Below are 14,675 nucleotides of genomic sequence, written 5' to 3'. Positions count from 1 at the left end.
GAGTCACGAAGCAAGGGGGATGCGCAGAACTCGATCCGCGGACTCACGGTCGGGGCCAGCCCTGATGTGCCGAGGTCCCCCGACGATCACGAACTCCGGGAAGCGACACGCGGGCCGGTCCCCGTGTGTCGCTTCCCGTACTTCATGATCGCGGAGCGGGGATCGCGGCGCGGGGATCGCGGCGGAGAGGAGGCTCAGGCGTCGGGCGGGGGGAACCGCGGGCGGCGCTTCTCCAGGAACGCCTGGGCGCCCTCGGCCATGTCCGGGCTGCCGATCGCCTGCACGAGCATGCCCAGCCCGTTCGTGAACGAGTCGCGGGCGGCGTTCCACCAGACGTTCGAGCTGACCTTGGCGATCTCCAGGTACCGCGGGGAGAGCACCGACAGCTCCTCGACCAGCGCGTCCACCGCGCCGACCAGCTCGTCGTCGGGGACGACGGCGTTGACCAGCCCCAGCTCGAGCGCCTGGGCCGCGGTGTAGCGCCGGCAGAGGAAGGCCATCTCCTTGGCCCGCTTCTCGCCGATCTGGACGCCGAGCACGTTGGTCGCGCCGGTGACCGGGGCGCTGCCCACCCGCGGGCCGGTCTGCCCGAACGTGGCCGACTCGCCGGCGACCGCCAGGTCGCAGGCCACCACGAGCTCGTTGCCCCCGCCGGCGGCCGGGCCGTTGACCGCGGCGATCACCGGCCGGGGGTGGTTGCGGATGGCGTCGAACAGCCGCAGCGAGGCCCGGTAGAGCCCGCGCAGGCTCGTCACGTCGGGCGCCGAGAGGTTGGTCAGCGCCCCCCCGGCGCAGAACGAGCCCGGCACCCCGGTGATGACGACGGCGCGGCTGCGGGTGCTGCCGTCGAGGGCCTCGACCACCGCCTCGGCCATCTCCGGGTCGTAGGCGTTGCGCCGGTCGGGCCGGTTCAGGGTGATCCAGGTGGCGTCGCCCCGCTGGTCGACCAGCACGCCGTCAGCCACGGGGCGCCTCCTCGACCAGCGGGCCGGGCGCCGGCTCGCCCTCGGCGATGCCCATGAGCCGGGCGAAGTTGCCGCCGAGGATGCCGGCCGTGGTCTCGTCGTCGTAGCCCAGCGCCCGGACGGCGGCGATCTCCCGGGCCGGGTCGGCCATCGGCCAGTCCGAGCCGAACACGATCCGGTCGGCGCCGTGCCGGCCGATGATCTCCCGCACCCGCTCGGGGGCGAGCTCGGCCATGGTCGGCGGCCAGGACGTCTCCAGGTACACGTTCTCGCCGAGCAGGTCGGCCTCGGCCTCCTCGAGCCTGTGGTAGCCGCCGAAGTGGCAGGCCACCAGGCGCAGGTCCGGGAACTGCCGGACGATGTCGCGGATCATCCCGGGCGTGGCCCGCTCGTTGCTCTCCCGGTCCCCGCCGGCGCCCACGTGCGCGATGACGGCGATCTCCGAGCCGAACGCCTCCAGGATGTCCCAGACCCGCCGGTCGTCGTAGGCGAACCCCTGGAACAGCGAGTGCAGCTTCACCCCGGGGATGCCGTTGCGGCGCAGCGAGGCGAGGTTCTCCTCGACCGGGAGGTCGGGGTGGATCGTGCCGAAGCCGAGCAGCGGGCCACCGCGGGAGCGGGCCACGAAGCGGTTGGTCCCGTCGACGTACTTGGCGGTGTCGGCGATGCCGAGCAGCACGCCGCGGTCGACGCCGGAGTCGGCCAGCACGCCCGGCAGGGTGGAGATCTTGCCGTCGCCGACCCGCGGCAGCTGGGGCACCCGCGGCCCCAGCGCCCGCTCGGCGATGGCGTCGGGCCACGCGTGGCAGTGCACGTCGATGATCACGGCTGTCCTCCGTCGACGGTGAGGACCGATCCCGTGGTGAACGAGGACCAGTCGCCGGCCAGGTACAGGGCGGTGCCGACGATCTCCGACGGCCGCCCGCCGCGGCCGAGGGCGAAGGTCGCCGCCCGCTGCGCGAACGCGTCCATGTCCCAGGCCGCCGAGACGTCGGTGAGGAAGGTGCCGCACATGATCGCGTTCACCCGGACGGTCGGGCCGAAGGCGTGCGCCAGCCCGACGGTGACCGCGTTGAGCCCGGCCTTCGCCGCGGCGTAGGGGACGATGTCGGCCCGCGGCCGCACCGCGCCGGTGCTGGAGACGTTGATGATCGACCCGCCCTCGCCGGCGGCCATCCGGGTGCCGACCAGCGCGGCGAGCCGGAAGGGCCCCTTGAGGTTGACGCCGAGCACCTTGTCGAAGAGCAGCTCGCTCACGTCGGCCACGGTGTCGTAGCGCGGGCTCATCCCGGCGTTGTTGACCAGGACGTCGACCCGGCCGAACTCGCCGTAGGCGGCCTCGACCAGGTCGTCGAGCGCATCCCAGCGGCCGACGTGCGCCGCGACCGGCAGCGCCCGCCGCCCGGTCGTCTCGCGCACCTCGGCCGCGGCCTTCTCGCAGCTGTCCAGGTCGCGGCTGGCGATGACCACGTCGGCGCCGGCGGAGGCCAGGCCGAGCACCATCTCGCGGCCCAGCCCGCGGCTGCCACCGGTGACCAGGGCGACCTTGCCGGTCAGGTCGACGGCCGGACCGGGCCGGCCCGCCGGCCCGGTCACTCCGCCCACGCCGAGCTCAGCGTCCTGGCGGGCCGCGCGGCGTCCGGGGGCGTGCCGTCCGGGGTCGTGGCGGAGACGACGCCGTCGAGCGCGCCGAACTCGTCCGGCGACAGCTGCAGCAGGTCCGACAGGACCGCGCCGGTGTGCTCGCCGACCGCCGGGACGCCGTCGTACACCGGCCCGTCGTAGCCGCCCATGTGCAGCACCGGCCCGGGAACCAGGACCTTGCCGAGCGCGGTGCCGGCCAGCTCCACCAGGGTGCGCTCGCGGAAGTGGGGGTCCTCGACGATGTCCTTGGCGTCGTTGACCGGGGCGGCGACCACCTCGTGCGCCTCCAGGTCGGCGAGCACGACGTCCCGCGGCCGCTGGGCCACCCACGCGGTGACGTGCGCCTGGAGCTCCTCGTTGTGCGTCATCCGCGCGACGTTGGTGGCGAACTTGGGATCGGTCTGGAACTCCGGGCGCCCCATCGCCTCGAACAGCCGCATCGCGATCGTCTGGTTCGACGCCGCGATCGCCAGCCACTGCCCGTCCCCGGCCTGGTAGATGCCCCGCGGGGACGCCGAGCCCGAGCCGTTGCCCACCCGCTCCTGGACGAACCCGGTGGCCGTGTAGTTCAAGATCATGTCGCCGAGGATGAACATCAGCGGCTCGTAGAGCGCCACGTCCACGACGTCGCCGCGGCCGCTGCGGGTGCGGTGGAACAGGGCGGTGGTCGTCCCGAAGGCCGCCGAGAGCCCGGCGATGGAGTCGGCGAACCCGAACGGCGGCGAGGTCGGCGGGGTCTCCGGCCAGCCGTTGACGAAGGCGTAGCCGCTGGCGGTCTCGGCGACCGTGCCGAACCCCGGGCGCTCCCGGTAGGGGCCGGTCTGGCCGAACCCGGACACCCGGGTGAGCACCAGGCCGGGGTTCTCGGCGGAGAGGACGTCGTAGCCCAGGCCCCACTCCTCGAGCCGGCCGGGCCGGAAGGACTCGACGACCACGTCGACCCGCGCGGCCAGCCGGCGCACCAGGTCCCGGCCCTCCGGGCGGCGCAGGTCGATGCCGATGGACTCCTTGCCGGAGTTGAGCCGGGCGAAGCCGAGGGACAGCCCCTCGTGCTGCGGCGTCCACTGCCGGGCGTAGTCGCCGGTGCGCGGGTCCTCCACCTTGATCACGCGTGCGCCGAAGTCGCGCAGCATCCGCCCGGCGGTCGGCGCCGCGTACATCGTGCCGAGCTCCAGGACGGTCACCCCCGCCAGCGGTGGGGTGCCCTGCGTCGTGCCACTCATGGATTCCCCCTGCCCCGTCACGGCCGCCACTGCACGTGCTGCACCTCGAGGTACTCCCGGATGCCCCACTCGCCGATCTCCCGCCCGACGCCCGACAGCCCGAAGCCGCCGAAGGGGGCGTCCGGGCGCATGTTGCCGCCGCCGTTGACCCACACCGTCCCGGAGCGCAACCGCGCGGCCAGCGCACGGCCGTGCTCGACGTCGGGCGTGTACACGTTGGCCGCCAGCCCGTAGGCGGTGTCGTTGGCCAGCCGGACCGCCTCCTCCTCGGTGGCGAACGGCACGACGACGCCGACCGGGCCGAACACCTCCTGCTGCACCAGCCGGTTGTCGTGCGGCAGGCCGGCGAAGACGACCGGGTTGACGAAGTACCCGCGGTCGGGCACCGGGGTGTCCAGCGACAGCACGATCTCCCCGCCGTCGGCCAGGCCGCCGTCGATGAACGACTGCACCCGCTGCCGGTGGTCCTCGCGGATCATCGGCCCGATGTTCACCGAGCGGTCCCACGGGTCGCCGACCTCCAGGGCGGTGAACGCCTCGACCGAGGCGGCGAGGAACTCGTCGACCAGGCTCTCGTGCACCAGCATCCGGGCCAGCGCCGCGCAGCCCTGCCCGCCGTTGCGCGCCCACCGCAGGTGGATGTCCTTGGCCAGGCCGGCCGCGTCCACCCCGGGCAGCAGGATGTTCGGCGACTTGCCGCCCAGCTCCAGGGTCACGCCCTTCAGCCCCCGGGCGGCCTGCTCCATGATCCGCGCGCCGACGGCGTCGGAGCCGGTGAACGACACCCGGTCGACCCCGGGGTGGGTGGTCAGGTGCTGGCCGACCGACGGGCCGTCGCCGATGACCACGTTGAGGACGCCGGGCGGGATGCCGGCCTCCTCGAACAGCTCGCCCATCCACAGGGTGGTCAGCGGGGTCCGCGGGCTCGGCAGCAGCACCGCGGTGCAGCCGGCCGCCAGCGCCGCGCCGAACTTGAAGACGGCGAGGTTGATCGGGTAGTTGTAGCCGGTGATGCAGGCCACCACCCCGGCCGGCCGGTAGGCGACCTCCGAGCGGGTGAGCACCGGGTCGTGCCACTCCCCCAGCTGCACGGTGCGGTCGACCTTCGCCGCCTCGGCCTGCCAGCGCAGGTGGGTGATCCCGAGCTTGACCTGCATGACCTCGGCGAAGGCGACCGGCGTGCCGACCTCGTTGACGATCGAGGCCGTCAGCCGCTCGGTGTGCCGCTCGAAGACGTCGGCCAGCCGGTGGATCGCCGCGCTGCGCTCCTCGGGGCTCGCCTCCGCCCAGGCGGGGAACGCCCGGCGGGCGGCCGCGACGGCGGCGTCCACCTGGGCGGTCGTGGCGGTCGGGACGGTGGCCGTGACCTGCTCGGTGGCCGGGTTGACCGCCTCGATGACCGGCCCCTCGCCGGCGACCAGCCGGCCGTCGACCAGCAGCTCGCGGGTGGCCGGGACCCAGGTCCGCAGGTCGGTCTCGGTACTGGTCATGCGTGCTCCTCGGAGGGTGCGGTGCCGCCGGCGACGGCGGGCGCGCTGCCGCCGATCTCCGGGTTGCTGCCCCCGTGCTCGGGGCTCTTGGCCATGAGGCCGACGCGGGTGCACACCATGACCAGCTCGTCGCGCTGGTTGTACCCGCGGTGCTCGAACCACACGATCCCGCTGTCGGTGCGGCTCCTGCTCTCCCGCTTGTCCAGGATCGTCGTCTCGCCGCGCAGGGTGTCGCCGTGGAAGACCGGGTTCGGGAACTTCACCGAGTCGTAGCCGAGGTTGCCCAGCGTCGTCCCGAAGGTCAGCTCCAGCACGTGGAAGCCGCCGACCAGGGCGAGGGTGAACAGGCTGTTGAACAGCGGCCGCCCGTGGACGGTGCCCTTGGCGAACTCGTGGTCCAGGTGCAGCGGCTGGGTGTTCATCGTCAGCGACGTGAACAGCACGTTGTCGGACTCGGTGACGGTCCGGGTGAACGGGTGCCGGTACACCCGGCCGACCTCGAACTCCTCGAAGTACAGCCCGCGCATGGTCAGTGCCCCCCCTCGGGTGCGTCGATGCCGAGCGCGTCCCGCTCCGCGGGCCGCCGGGCGGTGTCCCGCGGCGCCGGCGCGGCGCCGGGCAGGGCCCGGGCGTGCGCCAGCCACTCGCGGGCGGTGTCGGCGTGGGCCTTGTCGATGTGCACGCCGCGGTAGCGCACCGCGCCGTGCCCGGCGGAGGCCGCGGCCTCGTAGGCGTCGACCAGGCCCTGGTGGAAGTCGACCTCGTCGGGCGAGGGCGTGAAGGCCTCGTTGACCGTGGCCACGTGCGAGGGGTGGATGGCGATCATCCCCCGGAAGCCGAGCTGGCGGCCCTTCTCGGCGAACGCCTTGAGGCCGGCGAGGTCCTCGAGCCGCTCCCACAGCCCGGTGAGCGGGTGGATCCCGGCCTCCCGGCAGGCCAGCAGGATGCGGCTGCGCAGGTAGAGCGTCTCCTCGCCCTCGGGCGTCCACCGGTAGCCGACCGCGCGGGCGATGTCGGCGTGCTCCGCGGTCGGGCCGATCATGGCGCCGACCCGCGGGGAGGCCAGGGCGATCTCCCGGGCGTGCTGGATCGCGCCGATCATCTCGACCGGGACGATGTACTCCAGGCCCCGGACGCCTGCCCGCTCCTCGAAGTGGTCGAGCAGGGCGTCGTAGCGCAGCACGTCGGTCGCCGTGCTGATCTTGGGGGCGAAGACGCCGGTCAGGCCGGGGACGACGACCGCCTCGAGGTCCCCGCCGGTGAGCCGGGTGTCCAGCGGGTTGACCCGCACGAACAACCCCACCCGCGTGTCCCGCTGCCGGACCGCCCGGATCGAGTCGGCGACCGTCTGCCGGGCGGCGGCCTTGAGGTCGGCGGGCACCGAGTCCTCGAGGTCCAGCACGACGCAGTCGGCGCCGGCGGCGAGGGCCTTGTCGACCCACTGCGGCTTGTGGCCGGGGACGAACAGGATCGACCGGTAGGGGACCACGGTCAGTAGCTCCGCGGCAGGCCGAGCACGTGCTCGGCGGTGTAGTTGAGCACCATCTCCTGGCTGATCGGCGCGATCCGCATCAGCCGGGCCTCGCGGAAGTACCGCTCGACGTGGAACTCCTTGCCGTAGCCGAACCCGCCGTGCACCTGCAGGGCGACGTCGGCGGCGTGGAAGCCGGCCTCGGCGCAGAGGAACTTCGCCGCGTTGGCCTCGCGCCCGCAGGGCAGGCCCTGGTCGACCAGCCAGGCGGCCTTCTGCACCATGACCTCGGCGGCGTCGAGCCGGATCGCGGCGTCGGCGAGCTGGAAGGCGATGCCCTGGTTCTGCCCGATCGGCCGGCCGAAGACCTCGCGCTGCGTGGCGTAGGCGGTCCCCCGGCGCAGCGCCGCGCGGCCGATGCCCAGCGCGGCGTTGGCGCTGATGACCCGCTCGGCGTTGAGCCCGCCGAGGATGGTCCGGAACCCGTGGTCGACCTCGCCGACGACGTCCTCGTCGGCGACGAACAGGTCGTCGATGAACAGCTCGTTGGTGTCGACGGCGTTGCGCCCCATCTTCGGGATCGGCCGGATCTGCACCTTCTCCCGGTCGATCGGGGCGAAGAAAAGCGTCATGCCGGCGGTCTTCCGGCCCTGGGGGTCGCGGGGGCTGGTGCGGGCCAGCAGCAGCATCCGCTGCGACTCCTGCGCCTTGGTGATCCACACCTTCTTGCCGCTGACCAGGTACCCGCCGTCCACCTTCCGGGCGAACGTGGAGATGTTGGTCGTGTCGGTGCCGGCGTCGGGCTCGGTGACGGCGAAGGAGACGTGCAGCTCGCCGCTGACCGCGTCGGGCAGGAAGCGCCGCTTCAGCGATTCCGAGCCGTGCTCGATGATCGGGTGGAAGCCGAAGATGCCGATGTGCACGGCCGAGCAGCCGCCCATGCCGGCCCCGGAGGCGGCGATCTCCTGCTCGACGATCGCCGCCTCGGTGACGCCCAGACCGCCGCCGCCGTACTCCTCGGGGATGGTCAGGCCCAGCCAGCCGGCGTCCTTGACCGCGTCGTAGAACGCCCACGGGAACTCGTGGGAGGTGTCGTGCTCCATCCAGTACTCGTCCGGGAAGGCCTTGCACATGGCCCGGACGGCCTCGCGGATCTCCTTGTGGACCGGGTCCTCGACGAAGTCCATGTCGTCCTCCCTCAGCGCGCGCCGGCGGGCGCAGCCGCGGCGGCGAGGCGGTCGTGGGTGTCCTCGGTGATGCCGGCGGCGCGCAGCTCGGCCTTCTGCACCTTCTCCGAGGGGGTCTTGGGCAGCCGGTCGACCAGCCGGATGAACCGGGGGGTGGCGAAGGCGGGGATCCGCCCCTCGCACCACGCCCAGAGCTCGGCCGGGGTGACGTCCCCGCCGGCGACGACGCAGGCCATGACCTCGTCCTCGCCCGCCTCGGACTCGGCGGCGACGGCGACGACGGCCACCTCGAGCACCGCCGGGTGCGACAGCAACCCCTGCTCGACCTCGTAGGAGCTGATGTTCTCCCCGCGGCGGCGCAGCGCGTCCTTGTACCGGTCGACGAAGTAGAACCAGCCGTCGGCGTCCTTGCGCAGCGCGTCGCCGGTGTGGAACCACAGGTTGCGCCAGGCCTCGGCGGTCTTCTCCGGCATGCCGAAGTAGCCCATGGAGCAGGTCCAGGGGTGCCGCGGGCGGACGACGAGCTCGCCGACCTCGCCGACCGGCACCTCGCGGTCGGTCTCCGGGTCGACCAGGCGGACGTCGAACCAGTCGGCGGCCTGGAGCCCGGCGGCCCCGGCCGGCCGGTCCTCGCCGTACGGGGACAGGATGGGGGCGCTGGTCTCGGTGAGGCCGAAGACCTCGGTGAACGCCTCGATGCCGAAGCGGCTCCGGAAACCCTCGAGGATGGAGGTGGCCGTCGGGGCGGCGAAGACGGTCCGCAGCACGTTGTCCGAGTCGTCCGGCCGGGCCGGCTGCTTCCAGACGAAGTCCATCATGACGCCGATGAGGTTGGTGGCGGTCACCCGCGACTCGCGCAGCTGGTCGACCCAGCGGCTGGCGGAGAACCGCGGCCGGCAGACCAGCCGGGCCCCGGCGATGAGCGCGGGGTAGGCGGCCATGAACTGCGCGTTGCCGTGGAACAGCGGGGTGCAGGTGAAGTAGACGTCGTCGGGGGTCAGCCGCTGCAGGCTGACCACCTCCTGGCCGAAGAAGTACATCTGCGCGTGCGGCATGGCCACGCCCTTGGAGGGCCCGGTCGTGCCGGAGGTGAAGAAGATCGACGCCAGCGCGTGCGGGGCCGGGGTGTCGAACGCCGCGCCCGGCCGGGCGCCCTGCGCGAGCTGCTCCCACGGCTCGGCCGCCCAGCCGGCGTCGCGCAGGGTCGCCAGCGCCTGCTCCCGGCTGCCGGTGTCGACCACCCAGAACCGCTCGACGACGCGGGCGGCCTCGCCGAGCGCGACGAACTTCGCGGCCTGGACGTCGTCGACCACGGCCCACCGCGGCGCCGCGGTGGTCAGCTGGTGCTCGAGGAAGACCCCCTCGTAGGCGGTGTTGACCGGCACCTCCACGGTGCCGCCCACCCCCGTGCCGAGCCACGTGCGGAGGAACTGGGAGGAGTTGGCCGCCATGACCAGCACCCGGTCCCCCGGCTGCGCGCCGGCCTCGGCCAGCCGGTCGGCGACGGACTCGGCCTGCGCCAGCGCCTCGGCGTAGGTGACGGTCAGCCCCTCCTCCGGCAGGTCGAGGAACACCGCGTCCGGGCGGTGCGCGGCCTGGTGCCGCAGCACCGTGGCGAGCATCCAGTCGTCCTGGTCACCGAAGACCGGGACGAGGTCGGTGTAGGTGCGCATCGCTCCCCTGCCGTCGTCGTCCGTCGAACCACCATAGCTAATCATGATTAGATTTAGGGCGCCAGGGTGCGGCCGGACCCCGTCAGCCGACGAGGGCCGCCTCGCCGAGGAACGCGCGCAGCACCGATGCGTTGGAGCGCGCCTCCGCGGCCGCACCGGCGAAGACGACCTCGCCGCGGGCCATGGCGACCACCGAGTCGGCGACCTCCATGCCCATGTCGGCGTTCTGCTCGACCAGGAGGACGGCGATCCCGGCGTCGGCCATGTCGCGGACCGCGCCGAGGACCGACTCGACCATCGTCGGCGCGAGCCCCATCGACGGCTCGTCGAGCAGGATCACCCGGGGCGAGGACATCAGCGCCCGGCCGAAGGCCAGCATCTGCTGCTCCCCGCCGGAGAGCAGCCCGGCCGGGCCGCCGCGCCGCTCGCGCAGGATCGGGAACATCTCGTACACCCGCGCCAGGACCTGGCGGGACCGGTCGCGGGAGGCCGTGTAGCCGCCCAGGACGAGGTTCTCCTCCACCGTCAGGGGCGCGAACACGCGCCGCCCCTCCGGCACGAGCACCATCCCGTCGCGGACCACCTTGTGCGGCGCGCGCCGGGTGATGTCACGCCCCTCGAGCCGCACGTGCCCGGCGTGCACCGGCACCAGGCCGGCCGCCGCCCGCAGGGTGCTGGTCTTGCCGGCCCCGTTGGCCCCCAGCACCAGGGTCACCCGCCCCGGCTCGGCCCCGAGGGACACCCCGCGGACCGCCTCGGCCGTGGCGTACCGGACGTGCAGGTCAGCGATCTCCAGCACGGTTCCACCTCTTCCCCAGGTAGGCCTCCTGGACGGCAGGGTCGCGGACCACGTCCGCCGGGGCGCCCTCGGCGATCGGCAGCCCCTGGTTCATGGCGAGCAGGCGGTCGCAGGTGTCGACCATCATCTGCACGTCGTGCTCGACGAGCAGCTGGGTGAGCCCCTCGTCGCGCAGCCGGCGCAGCAGGCCGGCCACCTCGAGCCGCTCCGGCTGGTTCATGCCCGCCGTGGGCTCGTCGAGCATCAGCACCCGCGGACGGGAGGCGAGCGCTCGCGCGATCTCCACCCGCCGGGCGGTGCCGTAGGACAGCTCACCCGGGAACAGGTCGAGCAGGTCGCCGAGCCCGGTGCGCTCGACCGCCTCGCGCACCGCCGCCGGCACGTCCCGCCGGACCAGCTCGCGCAGCCGCTCGGACCGGCTGCGCCGCAGGTCGGCGCCGAGCTGGATGTTGCCGAGGACGGTGAGCTCGGGCAGCAGCCGGACGGTCTGGAACGTCCGCGCGATGCCCCGGTGGGCCAGGCGCGACGGCGGCGTCCGGCCGTAGTCCTCCCCGTCCAGCAGCAGGCGCCCGCGGGTGAGCGGCACCAGCCGGGTGATCGCGGCCAGCAGGGTGCTCTTGCCGGACCCGTTGGGGCCCAGGATGCCCAGGATCCGGCCCTGCTCCAGCGCGAGGTCGATGCCGTCGACGGCCTTGATCCCGCCGAAGTGCACGGCCACGTCCTCGGTCCGCAGCACCGCGGCGCGACCACCGGCCTCGGTCGCGCCGCCGCGCGGCTCCACGGTGGTCACGAGCGCACCTCCCCCGGGGTGCCGAGCGTGGCCAGGGGCGCCTCGTGCTCCCCGGCCGCGGCCGCGGCCGCGCCCGGGCGCACCGCCGGCCGGCGGCTGCGCTGGTACCGGCGCCACCCCGACTGCAGCAGCCCGAGGATCCCGCCCGGCACGTACACGGCCGCGGCGGTCACGAGCAGGCCGTAGACCAGCAGCTGCCACTCGCCGACGAACTGCAGCACCGTGGGCAGCCAGGTGAAGATGAGGGCGCCGATGGCGGCCCCGGCCCAGGACAGCGAGCCGCCGACGATGATCATCGTCAGCGCGGTGACGACCAGGTGGAAGCCGATGGTCTCCGGGGAGACGGTCGTGCGCAGCAGCGTGTACATGCCGCCGGCCGTGGCGCCCAGGGCGCCGCTGACGACGAAGACCCGGCGGCGCACCCGGTTGACGTCGATGCCCAGGGTGACCGCCAGCTGGGGGTCCTCCCGGACGGCGTCCACCCGGCGGCCGTAGGCCCCGCGCTCGCCGGCCGCCAGCAGCAGCACCACGACCAGCGTGACCGCGATGACGTGCGCGGTGGTGAGCGTGCTGATGGCGCCGAACAGGCCGGTCGGCCCCCCGGTGAGCTCGCCGCCGTTGGTGGCCGCGACCCCCAGGAAGAGCGCGAACGCGATCGTGGCCATGCCCAGGTAGAGACCCGAGAGCCGGGCCACGAGCAGGGCCAGCAGGTAGCCCACCACCGCGGCCAGCAGCACCCCGGCCCCGATGGCGATGACGGGCGCCACCTGCAGCCGGATGGTGAGGATGGCGGCGGTGTAGGCCCCGAGGGCGTAGCTGCCGATGCCGGCGAAGGAGAACACGCCGGCGCGCAGCGGGACCTGGATCGACAGGGCCAGCAGCAGGCTGATGAAGGTGCCCTGGATGAGGATCAGGTGGGAGACGAACCACTGGCTCATGTGCGCCGCACCTCCTGGCGGCCGAGCAGGCCGTTGGGCCGGACGAGGAGCATGAGGAAGAGGACGCCGAAGGCGATGGCCGGCGCCCAGGCCCCCGAGGTCGTGACCAGGACCAGCGTCTCGACGCCGGCCAGGAACAGCGCACCGATGGTGACCCCGGCGATGCTGCCGACGCCGCCCAGGATGATGGCCGCGAAGGCCTTGAGCAGGAACGCGTCCCCGGTCTCGGGGGCGATCGACCCGAGGTAGTAGGTGAGCAGCACGCCGGCCAGGCCGGCCAGCGCGCCGGCGACCGCCATGGTGAGCAGCGCCAGCCGCCGGCGGTCGACCCCCATCATCGAGGCGACCTCGGCGTCGACGCCGATGCCGCGCAGCGCCAGGCCCGGCCGGGCGGCCTTGAGCCACCAGCCGATCAGCGCGGCCAGCCCGAAGGCGGCGGCCAGGGTGATGACCTGGACGTTGGACACCCGGACGAAGCCGAGGTCGTAGGAGTTCACCTGGAACCTGCCCGCCGAGTAGCCGAACGGCACGCTGCGGGTGAGGTACTGGGCGATCGCCAGCGGCACGATGGCCACGCCGATCCCGCCGATCAGGATCTGCAGCTCGGCCTTGTGCTTGTCCTTCGCCCGGCGCTGGATCGGCTCGAACACGAGCAGCTGCACGAGCACCGACAGCAGCGCGCCGGCCGCGACCCCCACGGCGATGAGCGCCACCATCGGCAGGGCCACCTCCTGCACCAGCAGGTGGGCGGTGAACGCGGCGAACATGAAGATCGAGCCGTGGGCGAAGTTGAGGATGCCGATGGTGCCCCAGGCCAGGCTCATGCCCAGCGCGAACAGCAGGTAGAGCGATCCCAGCGTCAGGGCGTTGAGCACGTCCTGGGCCATGTCCGGTCCTTTCCGGCGGCCGGTGCCGGCGGGCGAGGCCCGCCGGCACCGGCGGTGGACTGCGGTCGAGCCGGGGCGGTCAGGCGCCCGGGGTCGGGACCACGACCTCCTGGGCGCCGTCCCACTGGATGAGGACGCCGGGCACCCGCGCGTCGTTGTCCTCGAAGGTGATCTCGCCCTGGGCCCCCGCGAAGCCCTCCTCGGCCACGGCCTCGAGCCCCTGCTGCAGGGCGGCGCGGTCGGCGCACCCGGCCTCGGCCAGGCCGCGGGCCAGGAACCACATCGCGTCGTAGGCCTCGGCGGCGTAGTTGTTGGGCGTCTCGCCGTCGTTGGCCTCGCCGAAGGCGGTGACGAACTCCTGGGTGCTCTCGGCGTCCTGGGTGGCCGCGTAGTTGGCCGGCCACAGCGTGCCGGCGGCGGTCTGCCCGGCGGGTGCGAGGTTGCCGGCGCCGGCGGCGCTCATCCCGATGATGTCGCCCTGGAAACCGGCCTGGCGCAGCTGGGTGATCGCCACCGGGTACTGGGGGCCCTGCAGCATGAGGAAGGCGGCGTCCGGGTTCTCCCCGGCGATCTGCGAGGCCGGCGTGGTGAAGTCCTGGGCGGTGAGGTCGACGCCGCCGCTGCTCAGGATCTCGATGCCCTGCTCCTGGGCGACGGCCGGGACGGTCGTCTGCCCCAGCTCGGCCAGGGTGGGGTTGCCGGTGTTGAACAGCACGGAGGCGGTGCCGATGCCCTGCTCGGCGAGCCAGGGGCCGACGATGTCGAAGTAGGACTCGGCCGGCGGGGTCAGGCGGTAGGTGAAGTCGCCGGTCAGCACGCCCTCGCTGCCCGACTGCACGTACACGACCGGTATGCCGGAGCTCTGCGCGATCGGCGAGACCGCCGTGGACTGCGCGCTGGCCTCGGGGCCGAGGATCGCCACGTAGGAGTCGTCGGCGATCGCCTGGCTGGCGAAGCTGGCCGCCTCCTGGGGGCTGGTGGAGCTGTCGCGGGTGTCGAGCTCGATGGTGGTGCCCTCGAGCAGGCCGTCGGCCTCGATCTCCGCCAGCGCGAGGTCGATGCCCTTCTGCGCGTTGAGCCCGGCGAAGGAGACGGGGCCGGTCAGGGCCCGGATGTTCATGATCCGGACCGACTCCGGCAGCTCCTGCCCGGCGCAGGCGTCCGCCCCGCCCCCGGCGGCACCGCTGCTGCCGGTGTCGGCCGGGGAGCTGCACGCCGCGAGCCCGGCGGCGAGTGCGAGCGCCCCGGCCGCACGGGCCCCGGCCCGCCGGCGGGTGCGAACGGCCTTGCCCATGGCGATCTCCAAACTCTCGTAATGATGTGCAGGGTTAGAGAGACCGTAGCGGCGGTCACAGGCGCTGTCGAGAGCCGCCCGCGCTGTAATCCGTTCGTGACCGGGTGCCGGTCCGGCGCCGCGGCCCGCGCACGCACGGCGGCCCCGGCCCCCCGTGGGGAGCCGGGGCCGCCGGCGGGGGGCTCAGCTTGTCGTTTAACCCCTGACCGGTTGGTCTTCGGCGTCTCGCTTGGTGGTCTTGCCGACGTCGTGGCGGGTGGCGCGGTGTCGGTTCTTCGTCCCGGGCGGGCGCCCCGGGCCGGGACGGGTGGGTT

At 73.6% G+C, this 14,675-nt stretch carries 14 protein-coding genes; all 14 read right to left on the bottom strand.

Going from position 1 to position 14,675, the window contains the following annotated elements:
* Positions 1 to 194 precede the first annotated feature (194 nt).
* A complete protein-coding gene (locus tag D0Z06_RS23005; RefSeq protein ID WP_199522488.1) occupies positions 195 to 965 on the bottom strand; it encodes an enoyl-CoA hydratase/isomerase family protein in 771 nt (256 codons plus the stop codon).
* A complete protein-coding gene (locus D0Z06_RS23000; RefSeq protein WP_117379878.1) occupies positions 958 to 1,791 on the bottom strand; it encodes an amidohydrolase family protein in 834 nt (277 codons plus the stop codon). Before D0Z06_RS23000 ends, D0Z06_RS23005 begins: the two co-directional genes overlap by 8 nt.
* Positions 1,788 to 2,570, bottom strand: a complete 783-nt coding sequence (locus tag D0Z06_RS22995) for an SDR family NAD(P)-dependent oxidoreductase (protein WP_233517909.1) — start codon at positions 2,568 to 2,570, stop codon at positions 1,788 to 1,790. Before D0Z06_RS22995 ends, D0Z06_RS23000 begins: the two co-directional genes overlap by 4 nt.
* Positions 2,558 to 3,832: a CaiB/BaiF CoA transferase family protein gene (locus tag D0Z06_RS22990; protein ID WP_117379900.1), complete on the bottom strand. Its 1,275-nt coding sequence runs from the start codon at positions 3,830 to 3,832 to the stop codon at positions 2,558 to 2,560. The genes D0Z06_RS22995 and D0Z06_RS22990 overlap by 13 nt, the downstream gene beginning before the upstream one ends.
* Before the next feature lie 17 nt (positions 3,833 to 3,849).
* Positions 3,850 to 5,322, bottom strand: coding sequence for an aldehyde dehydrogenase family protein (locus D0Z06_RS22985; protein ID WP_117379876.1), 1,473 nt, complete (start codon positions 5,320 to 5,322; stop codon positions 3,850 to 3,852).
* Positions 5,319 to 5,849: a MaoC family dehydratase gene (locus D0Z06_RS22980; protein ID WP_117379875.1), complete on the bottom strand. Its 531-nt coding sequence runs from the start codon at positions 5,847 to 5,849 to the stop codon at positions 5,319 to 5,321. The genes D0Z06_RS22985 and D0Z06_RS22980 overlap by 4 nt, the downstream gene beginning before the upstream one ends.
* 2 nt (positions 5,850 to 5,851) lie before the next feature.
* Complete coding sequence (locus D0Z06_RS22975; RefSeq protein WP_117379874.1) at positions 5,852 to 6,811, bottom strand: HpcH/HpaI aldolase/citrate lyase family protein; 960 nt, start codon at positions 6,809 to 6,811, stop codon at positions 5,852 to 5,854.
* Positions 6,812 to 6,813: 2 nt separating this feature from the next.
* Complete coding sequence (locus tag D0Z06_RS22970) at positions 6,814 to 7,980, bottom strand: acyl-CoA dehydrogenase family protein (protein WP_117379873.1); 1,167 nt, start codon at positions 7,978 to 7,980, stop codon at positions 6,814 to 6,816.
* Positions 7,981 to 7,991: 11 nt separating this feature from the next.
* Positions 7,992 to 9,653, bottom strand: a complete 1,662-nt coding sequence (locus D0Z06_RS22965; protein WP_117379872.1) for an AMP-binding protein — start codon at positions 9,651 to 9,653, stop codon at positions 7,992 to 7,994.
* An 82-nt stretch (positions 9,654 to 9,735) separates the two neighbouring features.
* Positions 9,736 to 10,452 carry an ABC transporter ATP-binding protein gene (locus tag D0Z06_RS22960; RefSeq protein WP_117379871.1) on the bottom strand — a complete coding sequence of 239 codons (717 nt, stop codon included), beginning with the start codon at positions 10,450 to 10,452 and terminating at the stop codon, positions 9,736 to 9,738.
* A complete protein-coding gene (locus D0Z06_RS22955) occupies positions 10,436 to 11,242 on the bottom strand; it encodes an ABC transporter ATP-binding protein (RefSeq protein ID WP_199522487.1) in 807 nt (268 codons plus the stop codon). The genes D0Z06_RS22960 and D0Z06_RS22955 overlap by 17 nt, the downstream gene beginning before the upstream one ends.
* Positions 11,239 to 12,180 (bottom strand): branched-chain amino acid ABC transporter permease, encoded by a 942-nt coding sequence (locus tag D0Z06_RS22950; RefSeq protein ID WP_117379870.1) that lies wholly within the window; start codon positions 12,178 to 12,180, stop codon positions 11,239 to 11,241. Before D0Z06_RS22950 ends, D0Z06_RS22955 begins: the two co-directional genes overlap by 4 nt.
* Positions 12,177 to 13,067 (bottom strand): branched-chain amino acid ABC transporter permease, encoded by an 891-nt coding sequence (locus D0Z06_RS22945; protein ID WP_117379869.1) that lies wholly within the window; start codon positions 13,065 to 13,067, stop codon positions 12,177 to 12,179. The genes D0Z06_RS22950 and D0Z06_RS22945 overlap by 4 nt, the downstream gene beginning before the upstream one ends.
* Positions 13,068 to 13,146: 79 nt before the next feature.
* A complete protein-coding gene (locus D0Z06_RS22940; RefSeq protein ID WP_117379868.1) occupies positions 13,147 to 14,361 on the bottom strand; it encodes an ABC transporter substrate-binding protein in 1,215 nt (404 codons plus the stop codon).
* Positions 14,362 to 14,675: the final 314 nt, after the last annotated feature.

The sequence above is a fragment of the Geodermatophilus marinus genome, assembly GCF_003428645.1.
GTDB lineage: Bacteria > Actinomycetota > Actinomycetes > Mycobacteriales > Geodermatophilaceae > Geodermatophilus.
Note: the sequence above shows the minus strand (reverse complement) of the source record. Positions and strands in the feature narration are given on the sequence as shown.